Genomic DNA, 25,459 nt, shown 5'->3' on the forward strand with positions numbered 1-25,459 from the left:
GTCTGGCCGGTCTCAGGTCCGGCAGGTCCGGCGCGCGCACGCGCCGGACAATTGGACGGAGGGCTTAGTTGGTTACGACCGAGCCGTCTGTGTTGTATGTAGCGATACCTTCGCCAAACCATTTGACCAGCATCTCGTTGAGCGTGCCGTCCGCCTTCATGGAAGAAATCGCGTCATCGAACTTGCCGCGCAGTTCTGCGTCGCTCTCGCGCAAGCCCATGCCGATGCCACCGCCCAGCGGGACAAGATCGCCGACAAAGACCAGCTCGCCACCGGATTCCTCAACAATCGGGACCAAGAAGTCATAGTCCGCCAGCACAGCATCCGCTTCGCCGTTGCGTACGGCGGCGATGGTTTCTTCGGGGGTGGCGAATTCGACCAGAGTCGCGCCGGATTCAGCAACGTGACCGGCCTGAATGGTTGCGGTCTGTGCAGCGACGATGCCACCTTTCGTGTCAGCGCCATCTGAAGCAGCTACGTAAGCTGAGGCGGTCGGCGGGTAGTAGTTCTGGGTGAAGTCGATGACCTCATCGCGTTCGTCAGTGATCGACATGCCGGCGATGATGGTATCGTAGTTGCCCGAAACCAGGTTCGGAATAATCGAATCCCAGTCATTCTTGACCCATTCGCACTCCAGACCGGCGCGCTTGCACAGCTCGTCACCGACTTCACGCTCGAAGCCATCGATCTCACCAGCATCATTGATGAAGTTGTACGGAGGGTAGGCGCCCTCGGTGCCCATGCGCACAGTTTCGGCCATTGCGATACCGGCGGTCAACGCCAGCGCTGCGGTGGTCAGAATCAGGTTTTTCATGAGTTACTCCCCTTTATTGGTTCTGTCCGTTGGTTAAGCCGCCTGAGTGGCGGAGAGAAAGCCCTGAAGCCGTTCGGATTCAGGGGCAGTGAAAATGTCTTCGGCTGAACCCTCTTCTTCGATCAGGCCCTGATGCAGGAACACAACGTGGCTGGAGATATCCGCAGCCATCTTCATGTCATGAGTCACGATGATCATGGTGCGGCCTTCTGCGGCCAGATCCTTGATCACTTTGATCACTTCCTGTTCCAGTTCGGGATCGAGCGCTGAGGTCGGTTCGTCAAACAGCAGCGCCTGAGGTTCCATGCACAGCCCACGTGCGATTGCGGCGCGTTGTTGCTGTCCGCCCGATAGTTGCGCCGGATAAACGTCGCATTTGTCGCCGATGCCGACCTTCTCCAGATATTTGCGCGCGCTGTCTTCGACCTCGGCCTTGTCGCGGCCCATGACAGTGACCGGAGCCTCCATCACATTCTGCAGGATGGTCATATGGGCCCACAGATTGAACTGCTGGAACACCATCGACAGATTTGTGCGGATGCGCAGCACCTGCTTGGGATCGGCGGGACGGCGATGATTGTGGCTGCCAGTCCAACGGACGGGCTCGCCTTTGAACAGAATCTCGCCCTCTTGGCTGTCTTCCAACAGATTGCAGCAGCGCAGCAGGGTAGACTTCCCCGAACCGGATGATCCGATCAGCGACACGACGTCGCCGCGATGCGCGGTGATGTCCACGCCCTTGAGCACCTCGAGTTGGCCAAAGCTTTTGTGCAGGTTCTTGATCTCAATGACGGGAGCGGCGTCTGTCACGGGCAGTCCAGATATGATTGGTGTTGGTGCGGTAATAGGGCTGAAAAATCGGGCTAATGCAATGCGCAATTGACAAGTTCACGCAGCGAAATTGCCAAATCGGGCGGTCGCGCTGTCTAAACTGTCAGTTTGTTGGGCGCATTCTGTGACTCGATGCACCATTATCGACAGGTCAGCCAGATCAATCTCTTGATTGCGGCCCAGAGATTCAGGTCACAGGATTCCGGATCAACCGAGGTGATCCTCAGCGAAACCAAAATTATTGAACTGGCTTGATCCAATCACCAAAACTGTTTGAATTTGGGAATAATTCGTTTTGAGTTAAAGATTGAAATATACGAATTCAATTCACGTAAGGGGCTTCTTGTGATCGCGCTATTATTTGCATTGTTCGCCGGCACGATGGTGCTGGCATACTTTAAGCTGGTCAGAATTTCATACGCATTGTTCGTGCTGACGCTTTTGGCTAGTGCCTACTGGCTGAAGTTTCACGCCACGACCCCCTTAACGATTCAACTGTGAGGTCGTCCAATGTCACCTGAATTTGCTCGTAACTTGAATGCGATTGGTGCACTGGCGGTTTGCCTGGTTCTGGTGCTTGCCTTCTACTTTCAGCTTGTCCTTTACGAACTGCCCTGTCCGTTATGTTTGCTCCAACGCGTGGGATTCGTGGCCGTTGGGTTCGGGCTTGCTCTTAACCTGTTGTGGGGTACGCGCGCCAGAAACTATGGCATCGTGCTGGTGGCGGCGATCTTTGGGATCAGTGTTTCGATCCGGCAGATTCTGCTGCATATCGTGCCCGGAACAGGGCACTACGGCTCCCCGGTTCTGGGCCTACACTTCTATACCTGGGCGGGAGTTGCCTTTGGTTTGATCATCCTTGGCACCGCAATCATGCTGGTATTCGAGAAGCAGTATGATCTTGCGTCGGACGTTCGGGCAACCGAACGCTTCGGAGGAAGTACATTGGCCAAAACAGCGTTTTTCCTGATTTTGGCATTGGCCGTCGCGAACGCTGGTTCGGCGCTTTTGGAGTGTGGGCCCGGCATCTGTGACGATCCGCCGACAGACTACAAGTTTCTGAATGAGCTTGAAGGCAGCGATTCATAGCGCTGACAACGCCCAAAGGCTTGCCGGTTGATCAGACCTTCGCCGCCTTTTGTCTTGCAAGCGCCGAATCCACATCGCTCACGCCGAGCAGGCTGACGACAAGGCGTAGCAGAGAATCCTCTTCACCGCTGCGGTGCCCATCCGCCAGTGCGACCGACCACATGGCCTGCACAACGGCCAGGCGGTCGTCATAGGCGATCGCCTCTTTGATGGCGCGAGTAAAGCGGACGGTGTCGGGCGCCTCGGCTTCAAGGTCTTCGGCTCGGGCGCGCAGGGCTGCGGCCTCAAATGGCGACAGGCCGTAGCGTTCGGCCGAGATGCGGTCGATTCGGGCCATTTCGGTATCGGCATAGTCGTTGTCGGACCGAGCGATACGCACCAACAGGGCGGTGAGGGCCAGACGGGCATCATCTTCGACAAGCGGGTCGGGCTGCGGCTGCGTGAGCCGGGATAGGAAATCACTGAACATAAGCGTTTATATAGAGATAGCCTAGGTCGCTTCCAAGCGGCTTTGTATCCGCTCGCGTGCCGCTTTGCTGTCGTTGAAGCTGAGGCCCATGGCAATGCGGGCTTCTTCGACGATCTTGACCTCGCCCTCGTCCGAGTTGCCATCGGCCAGCACGACCTCCCACAGGGCGTCAAGCGCGGCCAAGCGTTCCTGAAGATCGGTGGTTTCGCGGATCAGTTTGCCGAATGTATCTGTTTCCGGAGCAGCTGCGTGCAATTTTTCGCAGGTGGCGCGGACCTTGGCGGCCTCGATCGCATTGTGCTGGTAAAGTCGCGCAAGAATGCGGTCGATCAGGCTGATCTCTTCCAGCTTGTAGTCGCGGTCGGCCTGCGCGACACGTACCAGCAATGCCCCCAGGGCCAGTTCGGCATCAGGATCGGGCAGTTTGTCATGTTGCGGCGGCCGAAAGGCCTGGAAGAATTTTTTCAACATATCGGCAGGATATTCCGTAATTCGAGGCGCGCCAAGCGGTGCTAGCCCTCATAGCCCTGAATAATCACAAGATCGCCGGTCGAAACCGGATCGCGCAAGGCCTTGGCGGCTTGATAGGCATCGCTTTCATAGCAGGCCAGCGCCTGTTCATAGCTGGGAAATTCGATGACAACTGTGCGGGCGCGAGCCTTGCCTTCAGGCTCGCTCCTCTCGCCGCCGCGTACAAGAAACTTGGCCCCGTAATCGGCGAATGGGGCCGCATTGGCAGCAATGTAAGATTTGTAGGTTTCAATGTCGTCTACATCGACATGGGCAACCCAGTATCCTTTGGCCACAAGGTGTCCTCCGCTGGTATCGGATGCAAGGTGCGGAGGAACAGGTTGAAATGCAATCCCCTAAAAGTGGATCATCCACCGGATTGCAGCGCGGCGCGTGCTGAATCCTGTAACCAAGCGGTCATTTGCCGATAGGGAACCGGGCCATAGCTGATCCGGGCCACGCCGAGTTTCGCCAGCGTCGGCGTGTCAGGCGTGCCGGGCAGGGCGATGATGTTGACCGGCAGGTCGGTGGCCGCGCAAAGCTGGCCGATCATGGATTCGTCTTTCAGGCCCGGCGCGAAGAACCCGCTGGCTCCGGCATCGGCGTAGGCGGCCGCGCGGGCCATGGCGTCATCCAGCATCGCTTGATCATGCGTGTCCGGAGCGGCTTTGAGGAAGATGTCAGTGCGGGCGTTGATGAAGGCGGGAACACCGGCCACGTCACAGCTTTCGCGCATCGCAGCGACACGCGCTGCCTGTGTTTCGATGTCATAAAGATCTTTAGTTCCAACGACCTGATCTTCGAAGTTAAAGCCGATTACTCCGGTTTCCAGCGCTCGTTTGACATTGGCCGATATGCCAAAAGTATCCTCGGCATAAGCGCCTTCGAGGTCCATGGTGACCGGTATATCAACCGCCTCGACAATGCGGCGAGCGTTGTCTAACGCCAACTCAAACGGGATGTTCTGGCCGTCCGAAAACCCCTGCGCCATTGCCACCGGAGCACTGCCAGTTGCCAGCGCTTTGGCCCCTGCATCGCGTACAGCGACGGCGCTGCCGGGGTCCCAAATGTTATAGAGGATGACCGGATCACCCTTCTTGTGCAGGGCGGCAAATGTTTCTGCTTGGGTAATCTGATCGGTCATGGCCGGTCTCCTGTCGCTGCTATGGCGGCAGTTAACCGTGCAAACCGCCGGCGCGTAAAGATATTTCGCGCCGACTGGTACAAATCTGTTATCGGCCCGTGATCAGACCAGACGCGAGGTGTCTTTCGCGGCGCGCACGAATTCGCGGAACAGGGGGTGCGGGTCGAAGGGTTTGGATTTCAGTTCCGGGTGATACTGAACACCAATAAACCATGGGTGATCCGACCATTCGACGATTTCCGGCAGGCGACCATCCGGGGACATGCCCGAGAAATTCAGGCCTGCCTTTTCCAGCTTGTCGCGGTATTTGATGTCGACCTCGTAGCGGTGACGGTGGCGTTCCTCAATCTGGGTGCTGCCATAGACTTCCGCGACCTTCGAGCCTTCGGCCAGAACCGCATTATAGGCGCCCAAACGCATGGTGCCGCCCTTGTCGTCTCCGACTTTGCGTTCGACCTTGTGGTTGCCCTGCACCCATTCTTTCAGGTGGTAAACAACGGGTTCAAAACGCTTTTTGCCAGCCTCGTGGTCGAATTCCTCGGACCCGGCTTCGGTGATTCCCGCCGCGTTGCGTGCGGCTTCGATCACGGCCATCTGCATGCCCAGACAGATGCCCAGATAGGGCACTTTGTGTTCACGCGCATATTGAGCGGCCTTGATCTTGCCTTCTGTCCCACGCTCGCCAAAGCCGCCGGGGACCAGGATGGCGTGGAAGCCTTCCAGATGAGGTGCGGCGTCTTCGTTGTCAAACACCTCGGCATCGACCCACTCGATCTTGACGCGGACGCGGTTGGCCATGCCGCCATGGGTCAGGGCCTCGGCAATTGACTTGTAGGCATCTTCAAGCTGGGTGTATTTGCCGACGATGGCTACTTTCACTTCGCCTTCGGCGTTGTGGATGCGGTCGCTGACGTCTTCCCATTTGGCCAGATCGGGCTTGGGGGCCGGGCTGATCTGGAATGCGTCCAGAACCGCCTGATCCAGACCTTCACGGTGATAGGCCAGCGGGGCGTCGTAGATGGTGCTGAGGTCTTGTGCGGCAATCACGCTGTCAGGGCGGACATTGCAGAAAAGGGCCAGCTTTTCGCGTTCTTTGGTTGGAATCGGTCCCTCGGACCGGCAGACCAGAATGTCGGGGGCTAGACCGATCGAGCGCAACTCTTTCACCGAATGCTGGGTCGGCTTGGTTTTCAACTCGCCCGAGGCTTTGATATAGGGCAGCAACGTCAGGTGCATGAAGATACACTGACCGCGCGGCTTGTCCTGACTGAACTGGCGGATCGCTTCAAAGAAGGGCAGGCCCTCAATATCACCTACGGTGCCGCCGATTTCACAGAGCATGAAATCAACTTCATCCTCGCCAATCGCGATGAAATCCTTGATCTCATTGGTGACGTGCGGGATCACCTGAATGGTTTTGCCGAGGTAATCTCCACGGCGCTCTTTCTCCAGCACATTGGAATAAATCCGCCCCGAGCTGACCGAGTCGGTCTTGCGTGCCGCCACACCGGTGAAGCGTTCGTAATGACCAAGGTCCAGATCGGTTTCAGCGCCGTCATCGGTGACGAATACTTCGCCATGTTCGAAGGGCGACATGGTGCCCGGATCGACGTTTAGATAGGGGTCCAGCTTGCGCAGACGCACCGAATATCCGCGGGCCTGCAACAGCGATCCCAACGCCGCCGAAGCCAGTCCTTTGCCCAAGGACGAAACCACACCACCAGTGATGAAAATAAAACGCGCCATGTTTTTCGGCTGCTCCCGTGAGACGTCATTATTAGCTGCCCGGCGGTTCGAAAAAACCGCTGCATCACGGGACTTCACGTATAAAGGATTCGCGCACATAGCGCAAGAGAACCGCAAGATGCTGTTGCAGTTCCCTTATGGCTTTCTAGGTTTTGTGGCTTAGTCGGCCGCCTGCGGGATCAGCGGAGCATTGTCGCCTTGCGCCGGCGGCAACAATTCATCTGCCGATGGGACTGCCGGAGCGCTTTCCTCAGCCGGGGCCGGGGCAGGCACGCCCAAACGGTCAATCACCGAGCTGCCAGAAGATTTCTGGGCCGCCAGAATCGTCAGCGTGATCGAGGTGACGATAAAGCACGCGGCCAGGATCCATGTCAGCTTGCCCAACGCCGTTGCTGCCGCGCGGCCCGTCATGGCCCCGCCGCCACCGCCACCCATCCCAAGGCCGCCGCCTTCGGAACGTTGCATCAGCACAACGACAATCAGGCCCAAGGCCAGAAGAAGGTGGATGATGAGAACGACGTTTTCCATGGTGGTCCTGTACAGCGTGGCGTGTATCGCGTGGTACTTATGCAAGTTTGCCAGCGGGGGCAAGTCACGAGTTGGCATCACGTGCGGTGATGTTTCATATCACACCAAAGAGACTGGACAGAGCGCTGTTCTGTCGCGCAGGCTGCGCCTCATGCCACATGATGATCACGACCACCCGCACGCCCTGTTGCCTCCCGAACCCGCGCTGCGCGTCAAAGCGCTTGAGACGATTCTGACCCGCAAGGGTCTGATTGATCCTGCAGCGCTGGATGAAATCATCGATACTTATCAGAACAAGATAGGTCCACAGAACGGCGCGCATGTTGTTGCCAAGGCTTGGAGTGATCCCGATTTCAGAGCCGCGCTGCTGGCAGACGCCACATCAGTCGTGGCGGATCTGGGCTATTACGGTCGTCAGGGTGAGCATATGGTGGTCGTCGAGAACACGCCTGAACAGCACAACATGGTCGTCTGCACCTTGTGCAGCTGTTACCCGTGGCCGCTGCTAGGAATTCCACCGGGCTGGTACAAATCTGACGCTTACCGCGCCCGCGCCGTGCGAGAGCCGCGCAAGGTCCTGTCTGAGTTTGGCGTTACCTTGCCCGAAGGCACTTCGGTTCGCGTCTGGGATTCGACGGCCGAAATTCGTTACCTCGTCCTGCCGATGCGCCCAGAGAGCACAGAAGGATTGAACGCGGATGAACTGGCCGCGCTGGTCACCCGCGACAGCATGATCGGCACTGGGCTACCCAAGGTGCCGTCATGACGCGCGTACATGATATGGGAGGGCGCTTTGGTGATGGTCCGGTGAACCCGGAACCCGAAGACGCGCCGGTGTTTGCCGAAGACTGGCACGGTCGGGCGCTGGCGGTAACGCTCGCTGCGGGGTTTCTGGGGCAATGGAATATCGATGTCTCACGCCACGCGCGGGAAAGGTTGTCTCCTACGGACTACGCGCGGTTTTCTTACTATGAGAAATGGATGTCCGGTCTGGCTGATCTTCTGGTCGAAAAGGGTGTCCTGACGCTTGATGATTTGCGCGGTGTTGACGGGGATGGTGTTCATCCTCTGACTGAGCGTACCCTGAAGGCTGACGCCGTCGCAGGCGCTTTGGCCAAAGGTGGACCCGCAGATCGCCCGTCGAACGTCGAAGTTCGGTTTCAGGCTGGACAGGCCGTCCGAACCTTGGGCCAGAGCGCCAATCGACTGGTTGATGGCGGCCACACCCGGTTGCCGATCTATGCCGCGGGTGCAACGGGTCGCATCCTCAGGCTGCATGGCACTCATGTCCTGCCGGATTCCAACGCCCATGGGTTGGGTGAAGCCCCCGAGCCGCTATATGCGGTCGTGTTTCCCGCCTCAGAACTTTGGGCAAACCCTGAGCACCCGGCGGATGAAGTCGTGCTGGACCTCTGGCAGTCTTATTTGGAGCCCGCATGAGCGATTGTATCACTCACTCAGCCCCCGAGCCGATTTTTGCCGAGCCCTGGCACGCGCAGGTTTTTGCGGTCACAGTGGCCTTGAACGAAGCGGGCCGGTTTGATTGGCCGGACTGGGCGGAACGGTTTTCCAATACTTTGAAACGGAACGGCCTCAAAAAAGATCTGGATGGTGGGGACGATTACTTTCACGCTTGGTTGGAGACCTTGGAGGCGCTGCTGGCTGAGCAGGGGGAAGCGCCCCCTGATGATGTCCAGGATCTTCGCAATGCATGGGAAGAGGCTTACCTGACAACACCCCACGGTCATCCCGTACAATTGCGCTAAAAGCAGAGGGGGCGCTGCCCCCGCCGCCCGTCCGGGCGACTCCCCCGAGGTACTTTTGGCCAGATGAAGCAGGGGATCCGCTCTTCATCAGGCCAAAATCACCTCCACCGGAGGCATCGCGAGCGGCACGATTTGTATCTGCGGCGAAATATCGGTTTCCCTGCCGTCTGTGCCCGGCTATATGAGCCGGGTTTGAATATTCAGCGCAAAAGGACCGGATATGGCCAACGTGGTTGTTGTCGGCGCCCAGTGGGGCGACGAAGGAAAAGGCAAGATCGTCGACTGGCTCAGTGAGCGAGCGGATGTGATCGCGCGTTTTCAGGGTGGACATAATGCCGGGCACACGCTGGTCATTGAGGGTGAGGTTTACAAACTGCATGCGCTACCTTCGGGCGTCGTACGCGGTGGAAAGCTGAGCGTGATCGGCAATGGGGTCGTTTTGGACCCTTGGCACCTGATCAAAGAGATCGGTACGATCCGCGCGCAGGGTGTCGATATCACGCCCGAGACGCTGATGATTGCCGAGAACACCCCGCTCATCCTGCCGTTCCATGGCGAGCTGGATCGTGCGCGCGAAAGCCAGAACTCGGTGGCCAAGATCGGCACGACCGGTCGCGGGATCGGTCCATGCTATGAAGACAAGGTTGGTCGGCGTGTGATCCGGGTGGCTGATCTGGCTGATGATGCGACGCTAGCGCTGCGGGTCGATCGGGCTCTGGTCCATCACAATGCGCTGCGCAATGGTTTGGGGTTGGAACCTATTGATCGTGACGCGTTGATTGCGCAGCTGAAAGAGATCGCACCACAGATTCTGCCGTTTGCCGCGCCCGTATGGAAGGTGCTGAACGAGAAGCGCAAGGCAGGCAAGCGAATCCTGTTCGAAGGCGCACAGGGTGCGCTGCTGGATATCGATTTCGGGACCTATCCGTTTGTGACATCGTCGAATGTGATTGCGGGCCAGGCCTCGACAGGCGTTGGGATTGGGCCGGGTTCGATCGACTTCGTTTTGGGCATCGTCAAGGCGTACACGACCCGCGTGGGTGAGGGGCCTTTTCCAACCGAATTAGACGACGAAGATGGCCAGCGCCTGGGCGAACGGGGGCATGAGTTCGGCACCACGACGGGGCGCAAACGCCGTTGTGGTTGGTTCGATGCCTGTCTGGTACGCCAAACCTGCGCGACCAGCGGCGTGAACGGCATCTCCCTGACCAAGCTGGATGTGCTGGACGGGTTCGAGACGCTGAAAATCTGCGTTGGATATGAGCTGGATGGCGATCGTCTGGACTATCTGCCGACCGCCGCCGACCAGCAAGCACGTTGCACGCCGATTTACGAAGAGATGCCGGGCTGGAGCGAATCCACCGAAGGCGCGCGCAGTTGGGCAGACTTGCCTGCGAACGCGATCAAATACGTGCGCCGCGTCGAGGAATTGATCGAATGTCCGGTCGCCCTTTTGTCCACCAGCCCGGAGCGGGAGGACACCATTCTGGTGACCGACCCGTTTGCAGATTGATGAGCAGCAACGACAAACCCGGCCTCAGCTATAAGGCACGTCGGCGGTGGTCATTGGTGCTGCTGCTGATCGGGCTCCCCATCTATATCGTTGCGGTTGTGACAATCGTGAACTGGCTGGATCGCCCGCCGGTCTGGCTGGAACTTCTGGTATATGTCGCACTTGGCATTGTCTGGGCGTTGCCGTTCAAATTTGTCTTCCGCGGGGTGGGCAAAGAGGACCCGGATCAAGATCAAAGCTAAGCCGCCCGATTGTCTTGGTGTCTTCTGCGTGGCACGATGTTTGCGACTTTCTTTCGCGGCAACCAGAGGCAGACAGGGCATGAAAAAACGGGTATTAGCGGCGGTTACCACAACATGTATCGCGAGCAGCGCTCAGGCCGATGATTGGCGCTATACCATTGCGCCTTATTTCTGGGGGCCGGAATTCAGAACCTCACTGGACGTGGGACCAAACCCGCCGGTGAACGGGGATACCTCGATCTTCGACATTCTTAAGGGCGCGTTCCTGATCGCTGGTCAGGCCCGAAATGGGCGTTGGACCATTGGTGGTGAATTCAATTATCTCAATTTGGGTGACGATGTCTCGGTCGGTCGGTTTGACGATGCAGCCAGTTGGAATCTTGAGGGCACGATGGTCTCACTGGCGGCCAGCTATGCGGTCTATCAGGATGATCGGTCACGGTTGGAAGCGTTGGCCGGGCTGCGCCATTGGGACCTGGATGTTTCGACCACCGTGCTGGATCGCACCTTCAGCACAGATCAAAGCTGGACCGACCCGTTGATCGGCGCACGCTATAACTACGCGCTGAATGACCGCTGGAGCCTCACAGCGATGGGCAATATCGGCGGCTTCGGTTATGGCTCGGAATTCCAGTGGGAAGCGCTGGTGCAGGCTAGTTGGAAGTGGCGTGAGAATATCAACGTTGCGGGCGGGTATCGCCATCTGGATGTTGAGTTTGAAGACGGGCGCGATGTGATTGATCTGATCCTGACCGGCCCTTACGTGGCGCTGGCGTTCAACTTCTGAACTTGATTGGCTTTTTGGCTGCCAGCCACGGAACGAAAAAGGGCCAGAGTTTCCTCTGGCCCAATTTTGTCTCGAGGGGGTATCGGGGAATCTTGGAGTCAGCCAGCGGCACGCTCGTCGTCGTTCGGGCGGAACCCGATTTGGGTTGAGGCGGCGAAACGGCCACCTCCGGCCTTTTCGATCTTGCCGTCCCGCAGCAACTGACCGAATGAGCGCAAGCTTTCTTCGCGGTTGAACGAGTCCTGCTTGAGCGAGCGAACTTTGTTCATCAGCTGTGGACGCGAGAACTGTTCCTGACCTTCGATGAAGGACAAATAAGCCGCGGCAGCTTCCAGCAGGTCGAGTAGTGATTGGGCACCCTGTTCTTGCGCAAAGGCGGCAAAACCACCTTCTTCATCTGCAGATTCCTCGTCCGCAGAGGTGACACGGCGCGGTGTCACCGGGCCGGTGTCAGCCGTTTCGGTATCCACCCGCTGTTCAGCCACCAGCTTCAATGGTGCGGCAGCATCCGGGGTGGGGCGTTCACTGGTGACCTCGATCTCGGGTCGGCGTGGATTGACGACCGAGGCCAGATCACCGCGATAATCATCCTCGGGTGTCTGAGATTTGTCTGCGCCATCTTCGCGGTCTGCTTCGGTTGCAGCAACGGCAGTGCGCAGGTGAGAATATGTTTCGCGCTGGCCGCTGGTGGCAGGATCATCCATATGGGCGCCCGCTTCGTCCATCAGGCGCGAGACGTCCTGATCCAGACCCGTCATATCGGGCAGCTCAGCCGTCGTGTTTGCCGCCAGCTCGGATTCTACCAGCGCCATTTCGTCAAGCAGCAGCGCCTCATCCTCGGCCGAGATGACGCCATGGGCGAGGCCGGTAAGATCCGGTGTTGTTTCATCTTCGTCGGTGTTGTCCTGGTCATTCAGGATGTTTGAGGGGCCTTCGTCTTCAGTTTCAGATTCGTCGTCGAGGTCCGAGAACAACACGTCCTTGTCCGTGACATCGGCTGCCGGCTGTTCGGGCGCTTCGTCCTCGTCTTCAAGTTCGGTAGTGATCGCCGGTGAGATGATCGGGGCTGGTTCGACTTCGTCCTGCTCGTTGGTGGCAGGTGCGATAGGTTCTTCGTCCTGAACGGGCAGCTCAGCGATGGTTGCCATTTGCTCAGGTTCAGCAGGCTGTTCGACCTTCGGGGCCGTTGCCGGAGCGTCGTCCGCGGCCGTGTCTTCCAGATCGGTCGGGCTCAGCGCGCCGGACTCAAAAGCGGCAGAAATTGCATCGACCTTTGGCTTCACGGGCTGCAGATAGCTGACGTCTTCGTCTTCAGAGTATCCGGCAGGGGCAGCATCGGAATGCGAAACAACAGCCCGGATTCGCTGCAGCTTGGCTGCGATGCTGTCAGCGGCGGGAGCATCTTCGGATTGCGGAGCAGACTGAGCAGGGGGAACAACATCCGCGACAGGCTGAACAGGTTCAGGTGCTGTGGCTGGCGCAATTGCAGCGGGGGTCGGTGCTGCAACCGGGGCGGTTTCCGTTGCGCGCAGCAACAGGCCGGTCTCGTTCTGGCTGGCTTCAACCTTCTGTGCGGCGTCCCGCTGTGCGATCCGGGTCAGCATCTCGGCGTCAGGCTGAGGAGGTTCCGATCCGAAGTATCGGTCATCCGCTGCAAGGTCCCGGAAATACTCGGCGATCGCCTTCATTGTTTCAAATGAATCGTCAAAGCCTTCGAGGGTGCACGAAAAGGTGCCGTATGAAACGGTGAGTACCTTGTTGTTCTGTACCATCAGACGCATGTCCTTTACAAACTACCAGGTCGATTACCAGACACAGCAGGGGCAACCGACTCGAAACTCTAGCCATGAAGCTATCATTTTGTGGTTTCATTATGTCCAAAACTGGAAATTATGGTCAATCTTGTGGAAAATGGGGCAATTGTTCGCTCTGGCGGGCCAATCGGGCTGTTTGGTGGGGGCGAAATCTATTCAGAGGATGTGAATCTGGTGCTAAATCGCGTCAATTCTGCCGTTGCGGCGGATGGCGGTGCGGCTGCGTTGATTGATTCGGGACGGATGCCGGACGCAGTGATCGGCGATTTGGACTCGATTACGGCAGAATATCTGGCCCGGATTCCCAAGGATCGGTTGTTCCAGATATCCGAGCAGAACAGCACCGATTTTGACAAGGCGCTGCGCAATATGGACGCGCCTGTGGTGCTGGCAGCAGGATTTCTGGGCGCGCGGGTGGATCATCAGTTGGTGGCGTTCAATACTCTGGTTCGGTTGCAGGATCGGCCTTGTGTCCTGTTGGGCGCACGAGAAATTGTCTTTCATGCGCCACCCAGGATCAGTCTGGAGCTCACAGCAGGAGACACGGTTTCATTGTTTCCGCTGCGGCGGGTGACCGGGCGCAGCGAGGGGCTGGAATGGCCGATTGATGATCTGGTGCTAGAACCGGACGGGCAGGTCGGAACCTCTAACCGAGCGCTAGGAGCGCTAACGCTTGAGGTCAATGGACCCGGGTTGCTGACGATCCTGCCGCGCGCGGCGTTGGATCAGGTCATGCAGGCGTTTCAGTCGGGCCGGACCGAGCGTTGGCCCGCTCGTGCAGGATAACGTAGAGCCCGGCCGCGATGGTGATGCCGATGCCTAGCGCGGCCAGCCCGTTTGGCAGATCGTGGAAGATCAGCCAGCCGATCAGGGTGGCGACCGGAATCTCTAGATATTGCATCGGGGCCAGAGTCGCAGACGGCGCATAGCGCAGAGACCATGTCATCAGCAGATGCGCCACGGTGCCCAGCACACCGATCCCCAGCAGCAGCCAGAGCGTCTCGGCCGTGGGCATGGTCAGGGACATTGCTGGCAGGCCGATCTGGGAACCCAGCAGGACAATCGGAAGCAAAAAGACGGTAGCCATGGCCCCCGATACCGCCTGCAGTGCAACCGGGTCTGTTTCCTTGGCGATCTGCCGCGTAACCAACATGAACAGGGCGAAGACCACCGCAACGATCAGGGGCAGCAAGGCGGGCGCGCCCACTTGTGCAAAGCTGGGTTGGATGACCAGCAAGGTGCCGATGAATCCCACGACACAGGCGACCAGACGTCGGGGGCCGACCTGTTCGCCCAGTACGTATTTGCCCAAAAGCAGCATGATGAAGGGCATTACAAAGGCGATGGCCACGGTATCGGCCAGCGGCATATATTGCAGCGCTGTGAACATCGCTGCGATCCCAATGATGTGCAGAAGGGTGCGGATCATCGTCAGGCGCAAAACGCGCGGCGTCATCTTCCATGGCTTGCCGGTCATCGCGATCAGTGGGATCAAGATCATCGCCTGAACAGCAAACCGCACCAGTACCAGCAGTCCCAAAGCTGTGGTTTCACCCAACAGCTTTGCCATCCCGTCACCCAGCGGTGCGAGCACGCAAAAACCGAGCATCAATATGATGCCGAGAACGGGACGATCCTGAGTCATGTGCGCGACGCTAGCGCTTTAGCGGCACAGGGGGAAGCTCTGATCTCAGGTGTCGGGCAGGGGTTGGACTTTGGTGTAATCCGGGCCGATGCAGGTGGGCAGGCCGTCACCAAGCTGCAGCCAGCTAAGCTTTTCCTCGTGCGCGACATGCAAGGTTGGGCTGAGTGCTTCGGGTTTTTCCAGCGTCGCCACATAGAGGTGCATCACATCCGACATCACCGTGGACCGGAAGGATATCGGCGTGCCGCAATGGGGGCAGAAACTGCGCTCGACTCCGGGTGAGGAATTGAAGCGTTTCGGCTGCTCACCGGTCCAGCGCCAATTGCCGTCGCGCACGCCGAAATAGGTGGTCATCGGAGCGGCGCATTGGCGACGGCAGCTGTCGCAATGGCAGGTGACACAGGACAGAACCGGAGGGTCAACCTCGTATCCAATCTTGCCGCACAGGCAATGTCCGTGCATGTCACCCCACTTGTTCTTGCTGTCAGATCAGCAGTTCGGCACGTTGACGGCCAACCCGCCCAAAGATGTTTCCTTGTATTTCTCGTGCATATCCTCGCCGGTCTGACGCATCGTTTCAATGGCTGCGTCCAATGGCATAAAGTGCTTGCCGTCGCCGCGAAGCGCCAGCGATGCGGCTGAGACGGCCTTGATCGCACCCAGGCCGTTGCGCTCGATACAAGGCACCTGCACAAGACCCGCAACCGGATCGCAGGTCATGCCAAGGTGATGTTCCAACGCGATCTCGGCGGCGTTCTCAACCTGCTCAGGCGTACCGCCCATCACGGCGCACATGCCTGCCGCAGCCATGGCTGACGCGCTGCCAACCTCGGCCTGACAGCCCGCTTCAGCGCCCGAGATCGAAGCGTTGAACTTGACCAGACCACCGATGGCGGCGGCGGTCAGCAGGAAATCCTCGACATGGCTTTCGGACGCGCCGGGCACGTGATCGAGGTAGTAGCGCAGAACTGATGGCAGCACGCCCGCCGCGCCATTCGTGGGGGCGGTGACAACTTGCCCACCGGCTGCGTTTTCCTCGTTCACGGCCATGGCGTAGACGCTCATCCAGTCGTTGATCGTATGCGGGGCATTCAGGTTCATGCCGCGTTCCGCCAGCAGGGCATCGTGAATGCCTTTGGCGCGGCGGCGCACGCTGAGACCACCGGGCAGGATGCCATCCGTTTTTAGCCCACGCTCGATGCAGTCATTCATGACCTGCCAAAGACGCGCGGTGCCTTTGGCAAAGCTATCCGCGCAACCGCGCGCGATCTCATTTTCGCGCTTCATCTGAGCGATGCTTTTACCGTTGTCTTTGGCCATTTGCAGCATTTCGGCGGCGGATTTGAATGGGAAGGGCACAGGCGCACCTTCGTCAGTTGCCTTGCCTTCGGCCAATTCCTCTTCCGTAAGAACAAATCCTCCACCGATGGAGTAGTAGACCTGACGCAGGATGACATCGCCTTGTGCGTCAGTGGCCATCAGGATCATACCATTGGCATGACCGGGCAGATTGTTGTCGTAGTCGAAGATCAGATCGGCTTTGGGATCAAAGCTCAGCGTCGGCAGGCCTTCGGGTGTCACCGTATGGGATTCTGCGATAGCTGCCAGTGTGGCTTCGGCCTTGTCGTTGTCATAGGTGTCAGGCACAAACCCGGCGAGGCCCAGAATTGTAGCGCGGTCGGTGGCGTGGCCGACGCCGGTAAAGGCCAGCGAGCCGTGCAACGAGCCGCGCAGGCCCGAAAACTCGAACGGTGAGGCGCGCATCAGGTCAAGGAACCGTGCGGCGGCCACCATCGGACCCATGGTGTGGGAAGAAGATGGGCCGATGCCCACTTTGAACATATCGAAGACAGAGAGAAACATATCAGGTAGCTGAGCCTTCTGGAGGGTTGGCGTAGGTCGGCGAGGTGAAGGGAGTGACCCCCAGCCCCTCGGCGGCAATAGCTGCGCGGGTCGACGGGTTTGATTCTAGCTGCATCAGGATTTTTTGCAGATAAGGCGTGTCGGCGAGTTGATACCAGCTGCGGTCCGCCTTAGCGGGATAAAGCGCCATCCAGCGCATCATGCAGGCGACATATATCGTCAGGACTGAAGGGTGATCAGCACTGAACCAGTCGGGCGCTTTTTGGGCCTGAGCATCCAGCAGTTTCAGGTGCTGCCGCAGCCGCGGGCGGATGCCGGAGCGTAGTGTATCGGCTTGATCTGCCGCGATGTATTTCTCGGCATAGAACAGCATTCGCAGATCGGCATGCAGGGTATTAGAGGCGAAGAACAGCCACTTCAGGAATGCCGCCCGATCAGGGCTGACCTGTGTCGGGGCCAATTGCCCATGCGTATCAGCCAGCCACAGCAGGATTGCGGCGGTCTCGAAGATCGGACCCTGGGGCGTCTCCAGCACCGGGATCAGCCCGTTCGGATTCAACGCCCGATACGCCGCACTATTCTGTGCATCGCTGGCGCGATCGACCAGTACGGTCTCATAGGGTAGGCCCATCTCTTCCAGCGCCAGCCGGATCACCAGCGAGGCGTTGTCGGGGGCGTAGTGCAGGCGGTATGGCGATTCCATGGCGACTATCTAGGGGGTCTGGCGATCACAATAGAGGCTGATTGCGACGTTTCCTATCGGAAACGCGTATTTCAGCGACATGTTAGCACAGGTATGAAGTGTTTTGCCTCTCGCAGTTGCGCGGGGCATTCCGTATAAGTCTGGCAGTATTCTTGGGGGAAGCTGCCATGACCAGAGATTTGTCGCCCATCGACAAAGCGAAATACGTTGCTGCCTGTCGCGCCGCCGATCTTGTTCAGGACGGGATGCGTGTGGGATTGGGGACAGGCTCGACCGCCGCATGGTTGGTGCGCCGCCTGGGTGAACGGGTGCGCGATGGAGGGTTGAAAATCAAGGGCGTTCCGACATCGACCGCGACGGCGCAATTGGCGCGGGAAGAAGGGATCGAGGTCGTCTCGCTGGATCAGGCCGGCTGGTTGGACCTGACAATCGACGGCGCGGATGAGTTTGATGGCGAGTTCAACCTGATCAAGGGCGGTGGTGCTGCGCTGTTGCAGGAAAAGATTGTGGCCACAGCCAGCGATCAGATGGTGGTGATCGCGGATGCAGGCAAAGAGGTTGAGACGCTGGGCGCATTCCCTCTGCCGGTCGAGGTGATCCCGTTCGGCTGGCAGACCACCCGCACCCTGATTGAAGAGGCGCTGGACACTATGGATGTGCTGGGCACCTCGGTCACTTTGCGCATGAACGGTGAGGCACCCAAGGTTACGGATGAGGGCAATCACATTCTGGACCTGCATCTCAAGCGGATCGGCAATGCCCGCCAACTGGCACTGGTGATGAATCAGATCCCGGGTGTGGTCGAAAATGGGCTGTTCATTGATATTTGCGACAAGGTTGTCATTGGTTATGGCGATGGCCGGGTCGAATTGCGTGATATCAATGAGGGTACAGTCCTGACCGATATGCTGGGCGACGGCGGGGACAACCTGTTTTCCGATCTGGCGGACTAAAGATCAGGCAAGTGGCGCGATAAACTGCAGAAGAAAAATCACTATTTCCCGCGTCAGGGGTTGGCAGTTCAGGATTTGCGCCCAGATATCCAGTGAATTTTGGCCACGCGGAATAAAAGGAACTCGTACATGAGCTTTGACTATGATCTGTTCGTCATCGGAGGCGGCTCGGGCGGAGTTCGCGCGGCACGGGTGGCGGCGGGTGAAAACGGCGCCAAAGTGGCCTTGGCGGAAGAGGATCGGTACGGCGGAACCTGCGTGATCCGTGGCTGTGTACCCAAGAAGCTGATGGTTTTTGCCAGTGAGTTCGCTGATACGATCGGTGACGCGCAGGCTTATGGCTGGGACATGCAGCCCGGTGCGTTCAACTGGAACATGTTCAAAGGCAAACTGCACGCAGAACTCGACCGGTTGGAAGGCATCTACCGCAATATCCTGAAGAACAATGGTGTCGAAAGTTTCGACCAGCGCGCCCATGTGGTTGATCCGCATACGGTTGAACTGGCTGATGGTTCCCGCAAGACGGCCAAGCATATTCTTGTCGCAACGGGCGGTCGCCCGGTTGTACCCGAGTTCCCGGGATCAGAGCTTGCGATCACCTCGAATGAAATTTTCCATCTGGATGAATTGCCCGAATCCATGCTGATCGTTGGCGGTGGCTATATCGCCTGTGAATTTGCCGGGATCATGAACGGGATGGGGGTCAATACGACTCAGTTCTATCGCGGGGCGCAGATTTTGCGGGGCTTTGACGATGAGGCGCGCGGGCTGATCAGTGAGGAGATGTGCCAGAACGGCATCGACCTGCATCTGGGCACCAACGTGCTTGAGATGAAACAGCAAGGCGACAAAATCTGGGTGAAGGCCACAAATGGCTCCGAGCAGCTGTTCGACGTTGTGATGTATGCCACGGGTCGCGCGCCGAATGCGGATGATCTGGGGCTTGAGGCCTTGGGCGTCGCGCGCGGTCGTAAAGGTGAGATCGTGGTGGATGAGTACAGCCAGACAGGCGTGCCCTCGATCTTTGCCATTGGTGATGTAACCGATCGGGTGAACCTGACCCCTGTGGCGATCCGCGAAGGCATGGCCTTTGTCGAAACCGTCTTCAAAGGCAACCCAACGCCCGTTGATCACGAACTGATCCCGACCGCCATCTTTACCCAGCCGGAAATGGGTACTGTGGGCCTCAGCGAGGAAGCGGCTGCGGAACAGGAACCGATTGAGGTTTATGCGACCTCATTCAAGCCCATGCAGAAGGCGTTTGCCGGAGGCACACAGCGCGTGCTGATGAAGCTGATCGTGTCGCAAGAGACGCGGAAAATCCTCGGCTGTCACATCGTTGCGCCGGGCGCGGGTGAGATGATCCAACTTGCCGGAATTGCCGTAAAGATGGGTGCCACCAAAGAAGATTTCGACCGTACGGTTGCAGTTCATCCGGTGATGGCCGAAGAACTGGTGACAATGCGGCAACCTGTGCGCACGGCTTGATTTGCAAGCGCGCGCACACACGTTACAAGGGAACCCGTGATCACACGGTCCAACACAAGGGAAAAGATACATATGGCGGGCAACAGCGGCGGCCCCTGGGGGGGCGGAGGCTCATCCGGAGGCGGAGGAAATCGGGGTAATAACGGGGATGGGCGCAAGCCCCCCGAAGGTGACGGCCCGCAGATCCCCGAGATCGATGAGCTGATGAAGAAAGGCCAGGAGCAGCTGCGCGTCCTAATGGGCGGTCGTGGCGGCGGTGGCCGTGGTACGAATGGTTCGGGCGGCGGTGGTGGCCCCGCGTTTACCAAAGGGACTGTTGCGATCGGTCTGCTGGTTGCGGCTGGTCTTTGGGGTTTGGCAAGCTTCTATACCGTCAAACCGGAAGAACAGTCGGTTGAGCTGTTTCTGGGCGAATTCTCGGCGGTCGGAAACCCGGGCCTGAACTTTGCCCCGTGGCCGTTTGTGACCGCCGAGGTCATTCCGGTGACCCGCGAACAGAACGAAGACATGGGCGGTGCCCGTGGCAGCGACGATGGTCTGATGCTGACCGGTGACGAGAATGTGGTCGATATCGACTATCAGGTTGTCTGGAACATCAACGACCCGGCGAAATTCCTGTTCAACCTGCGTGATCCGCGCCAGACGATCCGCGCCGTGTCTGAATCGGCGATGCGTGAGATTATTGCCCAAAGCGAGCTGGCCCCGATCCTGAACCGGGATCGTGGCATCATTGCTGATCGCCTGCAGGAGCTGATTCAGGAGACTATGGACAGCTACGATTCGGGTGTGAACATCGTTCGTGTGAACTTTGACAAGGCCGACCCGCCACAGGACGTGATTGCCGCGTTCCGCGACGTTCAGGCCGCCGCGCAGGAGCGTGACCGGTTGCAGAACGTTGCTGACGCTTATGCCAACCGCGTTCTGGCCGAAGCGCGTGGTGAAGCCGCGCAGGTACTGGAAGAGGCCGAAGCTTATCGTGCCCAGCAGATCAACGGTGCACAGGGTGAAGCCAGCCGCTTTAGCGCGGTTTTGGAGGAATATTCCAAAGCGCCTGATGTGACCCGCAAACGTCTGTATCTGGAACGCATGGAGCAGGTGCTGGGTGATGTGGACAAGATCATTCTGGATGAAAACTCGACAGGATCGGGGCAGGGCGTTGTGCCTTATCTGCCGCTCAACGAGTTGCGCCGTAACCCTGCAGGGGAGAGCAACTGATGCGTAAGACAACGTTTATTCTGCCGATCATCTTTCTTGCGATTGTCGGTGTTCTGTCCTCGATCTTCATCGTGGACGAGCGTGAACGCGCTCTGGTTCTGCAATTTGGTCGCGTTGTTGCGGTTAAGGAAGATCCGGGGCTGGCATTCAAAATCCCGCTGATTCAGGAAGTGGTGCGGTATGACGACCGTATCCTGTCGATTGACGTTCAGCCGCTGGAAGTGACGCCTCTGGACGATCGTCGTCTGGTGGTCGATGCCTTCGCACGCTACCGGATTTCTGATCTGGAACAGTTCCGTCAGGCCGTTGGTGTCGGCGGTATCCCGGTTGCCGAGGATCGTCTGGACCGCATTCTGCGCGCCGAAACCCGCGAAGTACTGGGTTCGGTTTCGTCCCGTGACATCCTGAGTTCGGATCGTGCCGCACTGATGCTGCGTATCCGCAACAGCGCGATTGCACAGGCACGTGCGCTGGGCGTGAACGTAATCGATGTGCGTCTGAAGGCGACCGATCTGCCGCAGGCCAACCTTGAGGCGACGTTTGACCGGATGAAGGCAGAACGTGAACGTGAAGCGACCGACGAACGCGCCCGCGGTAACGAAGCCGCGCAGCGTGTGCGCGCGCAGGCCGACCGGACCGTGGTTGAACTGGTTTCCGACGCCAACCGTGAGGCCGAGATCATTCGCGGTGAGGCCGATGCCGAACGCAACGCGATCTTCGCCGAAGCCTATGGTGCCGATCCGGAGTTCTTTGAATTCTACCGTTCGCTGACCGCCTATGAGAATGCCCTGCAAGGCAGCAACAGCTCGTTGATCCTGAGCCCGGACTCGGAGTTCTTCAACTACCTTGCTTCTCCGACCGGGCGTCGGGCACCGGCAGCTGCGGCCGCTGAGTGATGGGCATGATCCTTCTGGCCTTCGGGCTGGTACTGATTGTCGAGGGGCTGGCCTATGCGCTGGCCCCTTCGCTTATAGAACGCATGCTTGAGGCGCTGCGCGCGTTGCCGGAACAGGCGCGGCGGCTGGTCGGGCTGCTTTGTGTGGTCAGTGGGCTGGTGCTGCTGTGGGGCGCATATCAGGTCGGTTTTTGATGCGATGGTTTCACGCACCGGTGATTTCCCCGCGATCCCGAGTTGCGGGCCGGGACAAACTGACTACATTGGTTGCAAAGAAGGGCATCCAGGTGATGCCAACAGAGAATTAGTCAACAAGGAGACCCCAAGTGCAGGCTAAGGCGCGCAGTGTGTCCGTCCGACGGGACGATTTTGTTATGAAGATGCGGCTGATGTGGCTGACCTTAGTGGGGGTGCTGCTGGTTTTGGCTCAATCTGTGTCCGCGCAGGCACGGGGTGATAGCCTGGCGCCGCTGGCTGAACAGATTAGCCCTGCGGTGGTCAATATCACCACGTCGACACTGATCGAAGGCCAGACTGGCCCGCAAGGGATCGTGCCTGAGGGCTCACCATTCGAAGACTTTTTCCGAGAGTTTCAGGATCGCAATGGCGGGGACAATGAAAATCGTCCACGTCGCAGCAATGCGCTGGGCTCGGGCTTCGTGATCTCGGAAGACGGCTATATCGTCACCAACAATCACGTGATTGCCGAAGCCGATGAGATATTGGTCGAGTTTTTTCCCGGTGATGGCCAGCCCGCGAAAGATTTGGTTGCCAAGGTAATCGGCCGGGACGAAAAGACCGACATCGCGCTGCTGAAAGTCGAGGCGGAAGGGCCGCTGAAATACGTGCAGTTCGGTGACAGCGACATTGCCCGCGTGGGCGATTGGGTGATCGCGATGGGGAACCCGCTGGGGCAAGGCTTTTCGGTGTCAGCAGGGATTATCTCGGCCCGGAATCGGGCACTGAGCGGGTCATATGATGACTACATCCAGACCGATGCTGCGATCAACCGGGGCAACTCGGGTGGGCCGCTGTTCAACATGAATGGCGAGGTGATCGGCGTAAATACTGCGATCCTGTCGCCCAATGGCGGCTCGATCGGGATTGGTTTCTCGATGGCTTCTAACGTGGTGATCAAGGTCGTTGATCAACTGCGTGAGTTCGGGGAGACCCGCCGCGGTTGGCTGGGCGTGCGCATTCAGGACGTGACCGAGGATATGGCCGAGGCGATGGGGCTGGACAAACCCGGAGGTGCGTTGATCAGCGATGTACCGGACGGCCCGGCAAAAGAAGCGGGCCTGCTGGCCGGAGACGTGATCATCAGCTTTGATGGCGTCGAGGTCGAGGATACACGCGGCCTTGTGCGGCAGGTGGGAGAGACCACCGTTGGCAAATCCGTGCGTGTGGTCGTGCACCGTGATGGAGGCACCCAAACCGTGCTGGTGACGCTGGGCCGCCGCGAAGACGCCGAACGTGCCGAGAACGGCGAAGAGCCGGAAGCCGAAACGCCGACGGAGGAAGACAAGGATATTCTTGGCCTGACCATCGCTCCGCTGGGGGATAGCCAGCGCGAGGAATTGGGTCTGGATGCCGACGCCGAAGGATTGTTGGTGACCAATGTTGATGAATCCTCGGAAGCCTTTGAAAAGGGTCTGCGCGCCGGTGATCTTATCACTGAGGCGGGGCAGCAGAAGGTGACTTCGATCACTGATCTGGAGACGCGGATGGATGAGGCGCGTGAAGCAGGACGCAAATCTCTGTTGCTGCTGGTGCGGCGGGGCGGGGAACCCCGGTTCGTAGCGCTGAGCCTAGAATAATAAACTCAGCGAACAGATCTGAAATTAGAAGGTCGGGATATTTTCCCGGCCTTTTTCATACTTTGTAAAGAAAAAAGCCATATGCCGGGGAAGGCATATGGCTCTGTACAGGGAGAGGTCGGTGGACAGATATCGGGGATGATAAAACCGACCTCCTACGGTAACGGGATTGACCTTAGGGCAATCTTAAAGCTGCGTATGTGAAGCGGATCACATCTGTGCCGAAAATTTAGATTAAATCGGATTCGGCCAGTTGCCGCAGCGCGTCAAAGTCGTGGATCTGCAGCCCGCCGCGCGAAGCTTCGACGACATTGTCGCGTTTCCATGTCGAAATGGTCTTTGACACTGCCTCACGCGTCGCACCGACAAATTCGGCCAATTCGCTCTGCGAAAGCGTGATACGTGCCGTTGGGCTGTCCTGTTGTCCTGCCAGGTGCAAAAGCTTGCGCGCCAGTCGGATCGGCATCGGCAGGAATACCTGCTCGTTCAATTGAGCGCCCATATAGCGCATGCGAAGACCGGCCAAGCGGATCAGATCCACCGCAAGGTCAGGGTGTTCCCGGATCTGCGCCATCATGTCTTTCTGGCGAACGCGCAGGACTTTGGAGGGCTCAGCTGCTGTTACGGTTGCGGTGCGGGGACCGCTGTCGAACAACGCGATTTCCCCGAACACCTCACCTGGGCGCATCATGCTGAGAGACAGCTTGCGCCCGCTCGACGCAAGAAATGACACTTCGAGCGCACCGGAAAGAATGGCATAGAGCGCATCGCCTTCATCGTCCTGCTCGAACAGGACATCGCCCCGATCCAATGTGACTTCGGTGGCCTGGGCTGCCAGCATGGTGCGCAGCTCTTCAGAGGCTTCGGACAGGAATCCACTGTTGGGAAATGCCATCATTCGGGCGCTGATCTCCGGGGTTGAGTGGTGCGGGTGGTGACCCAACTTTTCACAGCTTCAAGCTTAAGCCAAGAAATTTTGTTAGCTTGTTACGCTTGGGCAAGAACAGTTATTGCTTGTCGGGATCATCCATATAGCTTTGCAGCAGGTTGAACTGCATCATCAGAAACGCCATCAAGGCAATGGGAAAGCCGAAGGTTTCGATCTTGACCCATAGGTCCGTTGACATCGTGCGCCAGACCAATTCATTGGCTGCGGCCAGTACCGCGAAACAGGCACACAGACGCCGGGTGAGGATCATCCAGCCCTCGTGCTGCATGGGTAGCATCTCGTCCAGAACATATGCCAGGTAGGATTTCCCCTGCAAAAGCCCGATCCCGAGGATGGCGGAAAAGAAGCCATAGACCAGCGTTGTTTTCATCTTGAAAAACCGCTCGTCATTGAACCACGCGGTGAGGCCGCCGAAGAAAATCACCATGAATGCGGTGAAAATCTGCATCCGGCTGAGTTTGCCAGTCAGGTACCAGAGGATGCCCATGGCAGCCAGCATCAGCGGCACGAACAGGATGGTGGCGACGATGAACCCAGAATACTCGGTGCCGCCGATCACGAAATTGTCATCACGCAGGCGCAGGTAGATGAAGAAGAAGGCCAGTGGGGGGCCAAGTTCCAGTACCTGTTTGAGGAATGGGTTGATGTCTTTTTTCTCTGCCATGATTCCAACCTGCT

General features: G+C 58.4%; 30 protein-coding genes. 15 read left to right on the plus strand and 15 right to left on the minus strand.

Going from position 1 to position 25,459, the window contains the following annotated elements; genetic code table 11:
- Positions 1–64: 64 nt before the first annotated feature.
- Together ACR0I1_RS00230 and ACR0I1_RS00235 are read right to left on the minus strand one after the other, a co-directional pair.
- Positions 65–814, minus strand: coding sequence for a transporter substrate-binding domain-containing protein (locus ACR0I1_RS00230; protein WP_170393598.1), 750 nt, complete (start codon positions 812–814; stop codon positions 65–67).
- Positions 815–847: 33 nt separating this feature from the next.
- Complete coding sequence (locus ACR0I1_RS00235) at positions 848–1,624, minus strand: ABC transporter ATP-binding protein (protein WP_170393596.1); 777 nt, start codon at positions 1,622–1,624, stop codon at positions 848–850.
- Between the two features lie 366 nt (positions 1,625–1,990).
- Between ACR0I1_RS00235 and ACR0I1_RS00240 the strand changes: the two genes are divergently transcribed.
- Entirely contained in the window at positions 1,991–2,146 is a 156-nt protein-coding gene (locus ACR0I1_RS00240) for a DUF5993 family protein (RefSeq protein WP_223118239.1), read from the plus strand.
- A gap of 9 nt (positions 2,147–2,155) precedes the next feature.
- Positions 2,156–2,734, plus strand: a complete 579-nt coding sequence (locus ACR0I1_RS00245) for a disulfide bond formation protein B (protein WP_480704455.1) — start codon at positions 2,156–2,158, stop codon at positions 2,732–2,734.
- Between the two features lie 31 nt (positions 2,735–2,765).
- On the opposite strand, the gene ACR0I1_RS00250 is transcribed toward ACR0I1_RS00245, so the two are convergent.
- The 6 genes from ACR0I1_RS00250 to secG form a co-directional block, all read right to left on the minus strand.
- The gene (locus ACR0I1_RS00250) at positions 2,766–3,203 is read right to left on the minus strand and encodes a tellurite resistance TerB family protein (protein WP_170393592.1); all 438 of its coding nucleotides are present in this window, start codon (positions 3,201–3,203) and stop codon (positions 2,766–2,768) included.
- Between the two features lie 21 nt (positions 3,204–3,224).
- Positions 3,225–3,674, minus strand: a complete 450-nt coding sequence (locus tag ACR0I1_RS00255) for a tellurite resistance TerB family protein (protein WP_170393590.1) — start codon at positions 3,672–3,674, stop codon at positions 3,225–3,227.
- A gap of 41 nt (positions 3,675–3,715) precedes the next feature.
- Positions 3,716–4,009 carry a DUF1330 domain-containing protein gene (locus ACR0I1_RS00260; RefSeq protein ID WP_170393588.1) on the minus strand — a complete coding sequence of 98 codons (294 nt, stop codon included), beginning with the start codon at positions 4,007–4,009 and terminating at the stop codon, positions 3,716–3,718.
- Positions 4,010–4,080: 71 nt separating this feature from the next.
- Entirely contained in the window at positions 4,081–4,857 is a 777-nt protein-coding gene (locus ACR0I1_RS00265) for an isocitrate lyase/PEP mutase family protein (protein WP_170393586.1), read from the minus strand.
- Positions 4,858–4,959: 102 nt separating this feature from the next.
- The gene (locus tag ACR0I1_RS00270; RefSeq protein ID WP_480704458.1) at positions 4,960–6,603 is read right to left on the minus strand and encodes a CTP synthase; all 1,644 of its coding nucleotides are present in this window, start codon (positions 6,601–6,603) and stop codon (positions 4,960–4,962) included.
- Between the two features lie 159 nt (positions 6,604–6,762).
- Positions 6,763–7,131: a preprotein translocase subunit SecG gene (gene secG, locus ACR0I1_RS00275; RefSeq protein WP_010439184.1), complete on the minus strand. Its 369-nt coding sequence runs from the start codon at positions 7,129–7,131 to the stop codon at positions 6,763–6,765.
- Positions 7,132–7,282: 151 nt separating this feature from the next.
- Here secG and nthA point away from each other — a divergent pair, with 151 nt between their 5' ends.
- From nthA to ACR0I1_RS00305, 6 genes are all read left to right on the plus strand, one after another.
- On the plus strand, positions 7,283–7,897 hold the full coding sequence (gene nthA, locus ACR0I1_RS00280) for a nitrile hydratase subunit alpha (protein ID WP_170404906.1): 615 nt from the start codon (positions 7,283–7,285) through the stop codon (positions 7,895–7,897).
- Positions 7,894–8,571, plus strand: a complete 678-nt coding sequence (gene nthB / locus ACR0I1_RS00285; protein ID WP_170596043.1) for a nitrile hydratase subunit beta — start codon at positions 7,894–7,896, stop codon at positions 8,569–8,571. The genes nthA and nthB overlap by 4 nt, the downstream gene beginning before the upstream one ends.
- A complete protein-coding gene (locus ACR0I1_RS00290) occupies positions 8,568–8,897 on the plus strand; it encodes a nitrile hydratase accessory protein (protein ID WP_480704460.1) in 330 nt (109 codons plus the stop codon). The genes nthB and ACR0I1_RS00290 overlap by 4 nt, the downstream gene beginning before the upstream one ends.
- Positions 8,898–9,117: 220 nt before the next feature.
- Positions 9,118–10,410 carry an adenylosuccinate synthase gene (locus tag ACR0I1_RS00295; RefSeq protein WP_170393577.1) on the plus strand — a complete coding sequence of 431 codons (1,293 nt, stop codon included), beginning with the start codon at positions 9,118–9,120 and terminating at the stop codon, positions 10,408–10,410.
- A complete protein-coding gene (locus ACR0I1_RS00300; RefSeq protein ID WP_170511086.1) occupies positions 10,410–10,652 on the plus strand; it encodes a DUF2842 domain-containing protein in 243 nt (80 codons plus the stop codon). The genes ACR0I1_RS00295 and ACR0I1_RS00300 overlap by 1 nt, the downstream gene beginning before the upstream one ends.
- A 79-nt stretch (positions 10,653–10,731) precedes the next feature.
- On the plus strand, positions 10,732–11,439 hold the full coding sequence (locus ACR0I1_RS00305) for a porin family protein (RefSeq protein WP_480704462.1): 708 nt from the start codon (positions 10,732–10,734) through the stop codon (positions 11,437–11,439).
- 98 nt (positions 11,440–11,537) lie between these two features.
- On the opposite strand, the gene ACR0I1_RS00310 is transcribed toward ACR0I1_RS00305, so the two are convergent.
- The gene (locus ACR0I1_RS00310; protein ID WP_480704464.1) at positions 11,538–13,211 is read right to left on the minus strand and encodes a hypothetical protein; all 1,674 of its coding nucleotides are present in this window, start codon (positions 13,209–13,211) and stop codon (positions 11,538–11,540) included.
- A 120-nt stretch (positions 13,212–13,331) separates the two neighbouring features.
- Between ACR0I1_RS00310 and ACR0I1_RS00315 the strand changes: the two genes are divergently transcribed.
- Complete coding sequence (locus ACR0I1_RS00315) at positions 13,332–14,039, plus strand: thiamine diphosphokinase (protein ID WP_480704466.1); 708 nt, start codon at positions 13,332–13,334, stop codon at positions 14,037–14,039.
- On the opposite strand, the gene ACR0I1_RS00320 is transcribed toward ACR0I1_RS00315, so the two are convergent.
- From ACR0I1_RS00320 to ACR0I1_RS00335, 4 genes are read right to left on the minus strand one after another with little or no spacing between them, the layout of a single operon-like run.
- Positions 13,984–14,898 carry a DMT family transporter gene (locus ACR0I1_RS00320; RefSeq protein ID WP_170563387.1) on the minus strand — a complete coding sequence of 305 codons (915 nt, stop codon included), beginning with the start codon at positions 14,896–14,898 and terminating at the stop codon, positions 13,984–13,986. The two genes, ACR0I1_RS00315 and ACR0I1_RS00320, sit on opposite strands and share 56 nt — an antisense overlap.
- 45 nt (positions 14,899–14,943) lie before the next feature.
- Complete coding sequence (locus ACR0I1_RS00325; RefSeq protein WP_480704468.1) at positions 14,944–15,360, minus strand: GFA family protein; 417 nt, start codon at positions 15,358–15,360, stop codon at positions 14,944–14,946.
- Between the two features lie 27 nt (positions 15,361–15,387).
- A complete protein-coding gene (locus ACR0I1_RS00330) occupies positions 15,388–16,761 on the minus strand; it encodes an L-serine ammonia-lyase (RefSeq protein ID WP_170511074.1) in 1,374 nt (457 codons plus the stop codon).
- Between the two features lies 1 nt (position 16,762).
- Entirely contained in the window at positions 16,763–17,464 is a 702-nt protein-coding gene (locus tag ACR0I1_RS00335; protein WP_480704470.1) for a glutathione S-transferase family protein, read from the minus strand.
- 167 nt (positions 17,465–17,631) lie between these two features.
- Here ACR0I1_RS00335 and rpiA point away from each other — a divergent pair, with 167 nt between their 5' ends.
- The 6 genes from rpiA (at position 17,632) to ACR0I1_RS00365 (ending at position 23,832) form a co-directional block, all read left to right on the plus strand.
- The gene (gene rpiA, locus ACR0I1_RS00340; protein WP_170421048.1) at positions 17,632–18,417 is read left to right on the plus strand and encodes a ribose-5-phosphate isomerase RpiA; all 786 of its coding nucleotides are present in this window, start codon (positions 17,632–17,634) and stop codon (positions 18,415–18,417) included.
- A gap of 129 nt (positions 18,418–18,546) precedes the next feature.
- A complete protein-coding gene (gene gor / locus ACR0I1_RS00345; protein ID WP_480704472.1) occupies positions 18,547–19,905 on the plus strand; it encodes a glutathione-disulfide reductase in 1,359 nt (452 codons plus the stop codon).
- Positions 19,906–19,977: 72 nt separating this feature from the next.
- The gene (gene hflK, locus ACR0I1_RS00350; RefSeq protein WP_170393723.1) at positions 19,978–21,120 is read left to right on the plus strand and encodes an FtsH protease activity modulator HflK; all 1,143 of its coding nucleotides are present in this window, start codon (positions 19,978–19,980) and stop codon (positions 21,118–21,120) included.
- Positions 21,120–22,016: a protease modulator HflC gene (hflC, locus tag ACR0I1_RS00355; RefSeq protein WP_170393556.1), complete on the plus strand. Its 897-nt coding sequence runs from the start codon at positions 21,120–21,122 to the stop codon at positions 22,014–22,016. Before hflK ends, hflC begins: the two co-directional genes overlap by 1 nt.
- Positions 22,016–22,210 (plus strand): DUF2065 domain-containing protein, encoded by a 195-nt coding sequence (locus ACR0I1_RS00360; RefSeq protein WP_170393554.1) that lies wholly within the window; start codon positions 22,016–22,018, stop codon positions 22,208–22,210. The genes hflC and ACR0I1_RS00360 overlap by 1 nt, the downstream gene beginning before the upstream one ends.
- 179 nt (positions 22,211–22,389) lie before the next feature.
- Complete coding sequence (locus tag ACR0I1_RS00365; protein WP_480503421.1) at positions 22,390–23,832, plus strand: Do family serine endopeptidase; 1,443 nt, start codon at positions 22,390–22,392, stop codon at positions 23,830–23,832.
- Between the two features lie 229 nt (positions 23,833–24,061).
- On the opposite strand, the gene ACR0I1_RS00370 is transcribed toward ACR0I1_RS00365, so the two are convergent.
- Positions 24,062–24,730, minus strand: a complete 669-nt coding sequence (locus ACR0I1_RS00370) for a Crp/Fnr family transcriptional regulator (protein ID WP_170393550.1) — start codon at positions 24,728–24,730, stop codon at positions 24,062–24,064.
- A 109-nt stretch (positions 24,731–24,839) separates the two neighbouring features.
- The gene (locus tag ACR0I1_RS00375; protein ID WP_170393548.1) at positions 24,840–25,445 is read right to left on the minus strand and encodes an inner membrane-spanning protein YciB; all 606 of its coding nucleotides are present in this window, start codon (positions 25,443–25,445) and stop codon (positions 24,840–24,842) included.
- Positions 25,446–25,459: the final 14 nt, after the last annotated feature.

This window comes from Ruegeria sp. B11 (genome assembly GCF_056539785.1).

Coding starts and splice junctions, on each gene's coding strand:
- ACR0I1_RS00270 (WP_480704458.1), bottom strand. CDS start 6,603: ATGGCGCGTTTTATTTTCATCACTGGTGGTGTGGTTTCGTCCTTGGGC.
- ACR0I1_RS00300 (WP_170511086.1), top strand. CDS start 10,410: ATGAGCAGCAACGACAAACCCGGCCTCAGCTATAAGGCACGTCGGCGG.
- ACR0I1_RS00245 (WP_480704455.1), top strand. CDS start 2,156: ATGTCACCTGAATTTGCTCGTAACTTGAATGCGATTGGTGCACTGGCG.
- ACR0I1_RS00250 (WP_170393592.1), bottom strand. CDS start 3,203: ATGTTCAGTGATTTCCTATCCCGGCTCACGCAGCCGCAGCCCGACCCG.
- ACR0I1_RS00360 (WP_170393554.1), top strand. CDS start 22,016: ATGGGCATGATCCTTCTGGCCTTCGGGCTGGTACTGATTGTCGAGGGG.
- ACR0I1_RS00370 (WP_170393550.1), bottom strand. CDS start 24,730: ATGATGGCATTTCCCAACAGTGGATTCCTGTCCGAAGCCTCTGAAGAG.
- ACR0I1_RS00330 (WP_170511074.1), bottom strand. CDS start 16,761: ATGTTTCTCTCTGTCTTCGATATGTTCAAAGTGGGCATCGGCCCATCT.
- ACR0I1_RS00265 (WP_170393586.1), bottom strand. CDS start 4,857: ATGACCGATCAGATTACCCAAGCAGAAACATTTGCCGCCCTGCACAAG.
- ACR0I1_RS00335 (WP_480704470.1), bottom strand. CDS start 17,464: ATGGAATCGCCATACCGCCTGCACTACGCCCCCGACAACGCCTCGCTG.
- ACR0I1_RS00375 (WP_170393548.1), bottom strand. CDS start 25,445: ATGGCAGAGAAAAAAGACATCAACCCATTCCTCAAACAGGTACTGGAA.
- nthB (WP_170596043.1), top strand. CDS start 7,894: ATGACGCGCGTACATGATATGGGAGGGCGCTTTGGTGATGGTCCGGTG.
- ACR0I1_RS00255 (WP_170393590.1), bottom strand. CDS start 3,674: ATGTTGAAAAAATTCTTCCAGGCCTTTCGGCCGCCGCAACATGACAAA.
- secG (WP_010439184.1), bottom strand. CDS start 7,131: ATGGAAAACGTCGTTCTCATCATCCACCTTCTTCTGGCCTTGGGCCTG.
- ACR0I1_RS00305 (WP_480704462.1), top strand. CDS start 10,732: ATGAAAAAACGGGTATTAGCGGCGGTTACCACAACATGTATCGCGAGC.
- ACR0I1_RS00365 (WP_480503421.1), top strand. CDS start 22,390: ATGAAGATGCGGCTGATGTGGCTGACCTTAGTGGGGGTGCTGCTGGTT.
- hflC (WP_170393556.1), top strand. CDS start 21,120: ATGCGTAAGACAACGTTTATTCTGCCGATCATCTTTCTTGCGATTGTC.
- ACR0I1_RS00230 (WP_170393598.1), bottom strand. CDS start 814: ATGAAAAACCTGATTCTGACCACCGCAGCGCTGGCGTTGACCGCCGGT.
- ACR0I1_RS00310 (WP_480704464.1), bottom strand. CDS start 13,211: ATGGTACAGAACAACAAGGTACTCACCGTTTCATACGGCACCTTTTCG.
- ACR0I1_RS00320 (WP_170563387.1), bottom strand. CDS start 14,898: ATGACTCAGGATCGTCCCGTTCTCGGCATCATATTGATGCTCGGTTTT.
- hflK (WP_170393723.1), top strand. CDS start 19,978: ATGGCGGGCAACAGCGGCGGCCCCTGGGGGGGCGGAGGCTCATCCGGA.
- gor (WP_480704472.1), top strand. CDS start 18,547: ATGAGCTTTGACTATGATCTGTTCGTCATCGGAGGCGGCTCGGGCGGA.
- ACR0I1_RS00325 (WP_480704468.1), bottom strand. CDS start 15,360: ATGCACGGACATTGCCTGTGCGGCAAGATTGGATACGAGGTTGACCCT.
- ACR0I1_RS00315 (WP_480704466.1), top strand. CDS start 13,332: ATGGTCAATCTTGTGGAAAATGGGGCAATTGTTCGCTCTGGCGGGCCA.
- ACR0I1_RS00295 (WP_170393577.1), top strand. CDS start 9,118: ATGGCCAACGTGGTTGTTGTCGGCGCCCAGTGGGGCGACGAAGGAAAA.
- nthA (WP_170404906.1), top strand. CDS start 7,283: ATGCCACATGATGATCACGACCACCCGCACGCCCTGTTGCCTCCCGAA.
- ACR0I1_RS00290 (WP_480704460.1), top strand. CDS start 8,568: ATGAGCGATTGTATCACTCACTCAGCCCCCGAGCCGATTTTTGCCGAG.
- rpiA (WP_170421048.1), top strand. CDS start 17,632: ATGACCAGAGATTTGTCGCCCATCGACAAAGCGAAATACGTTGCTGCC.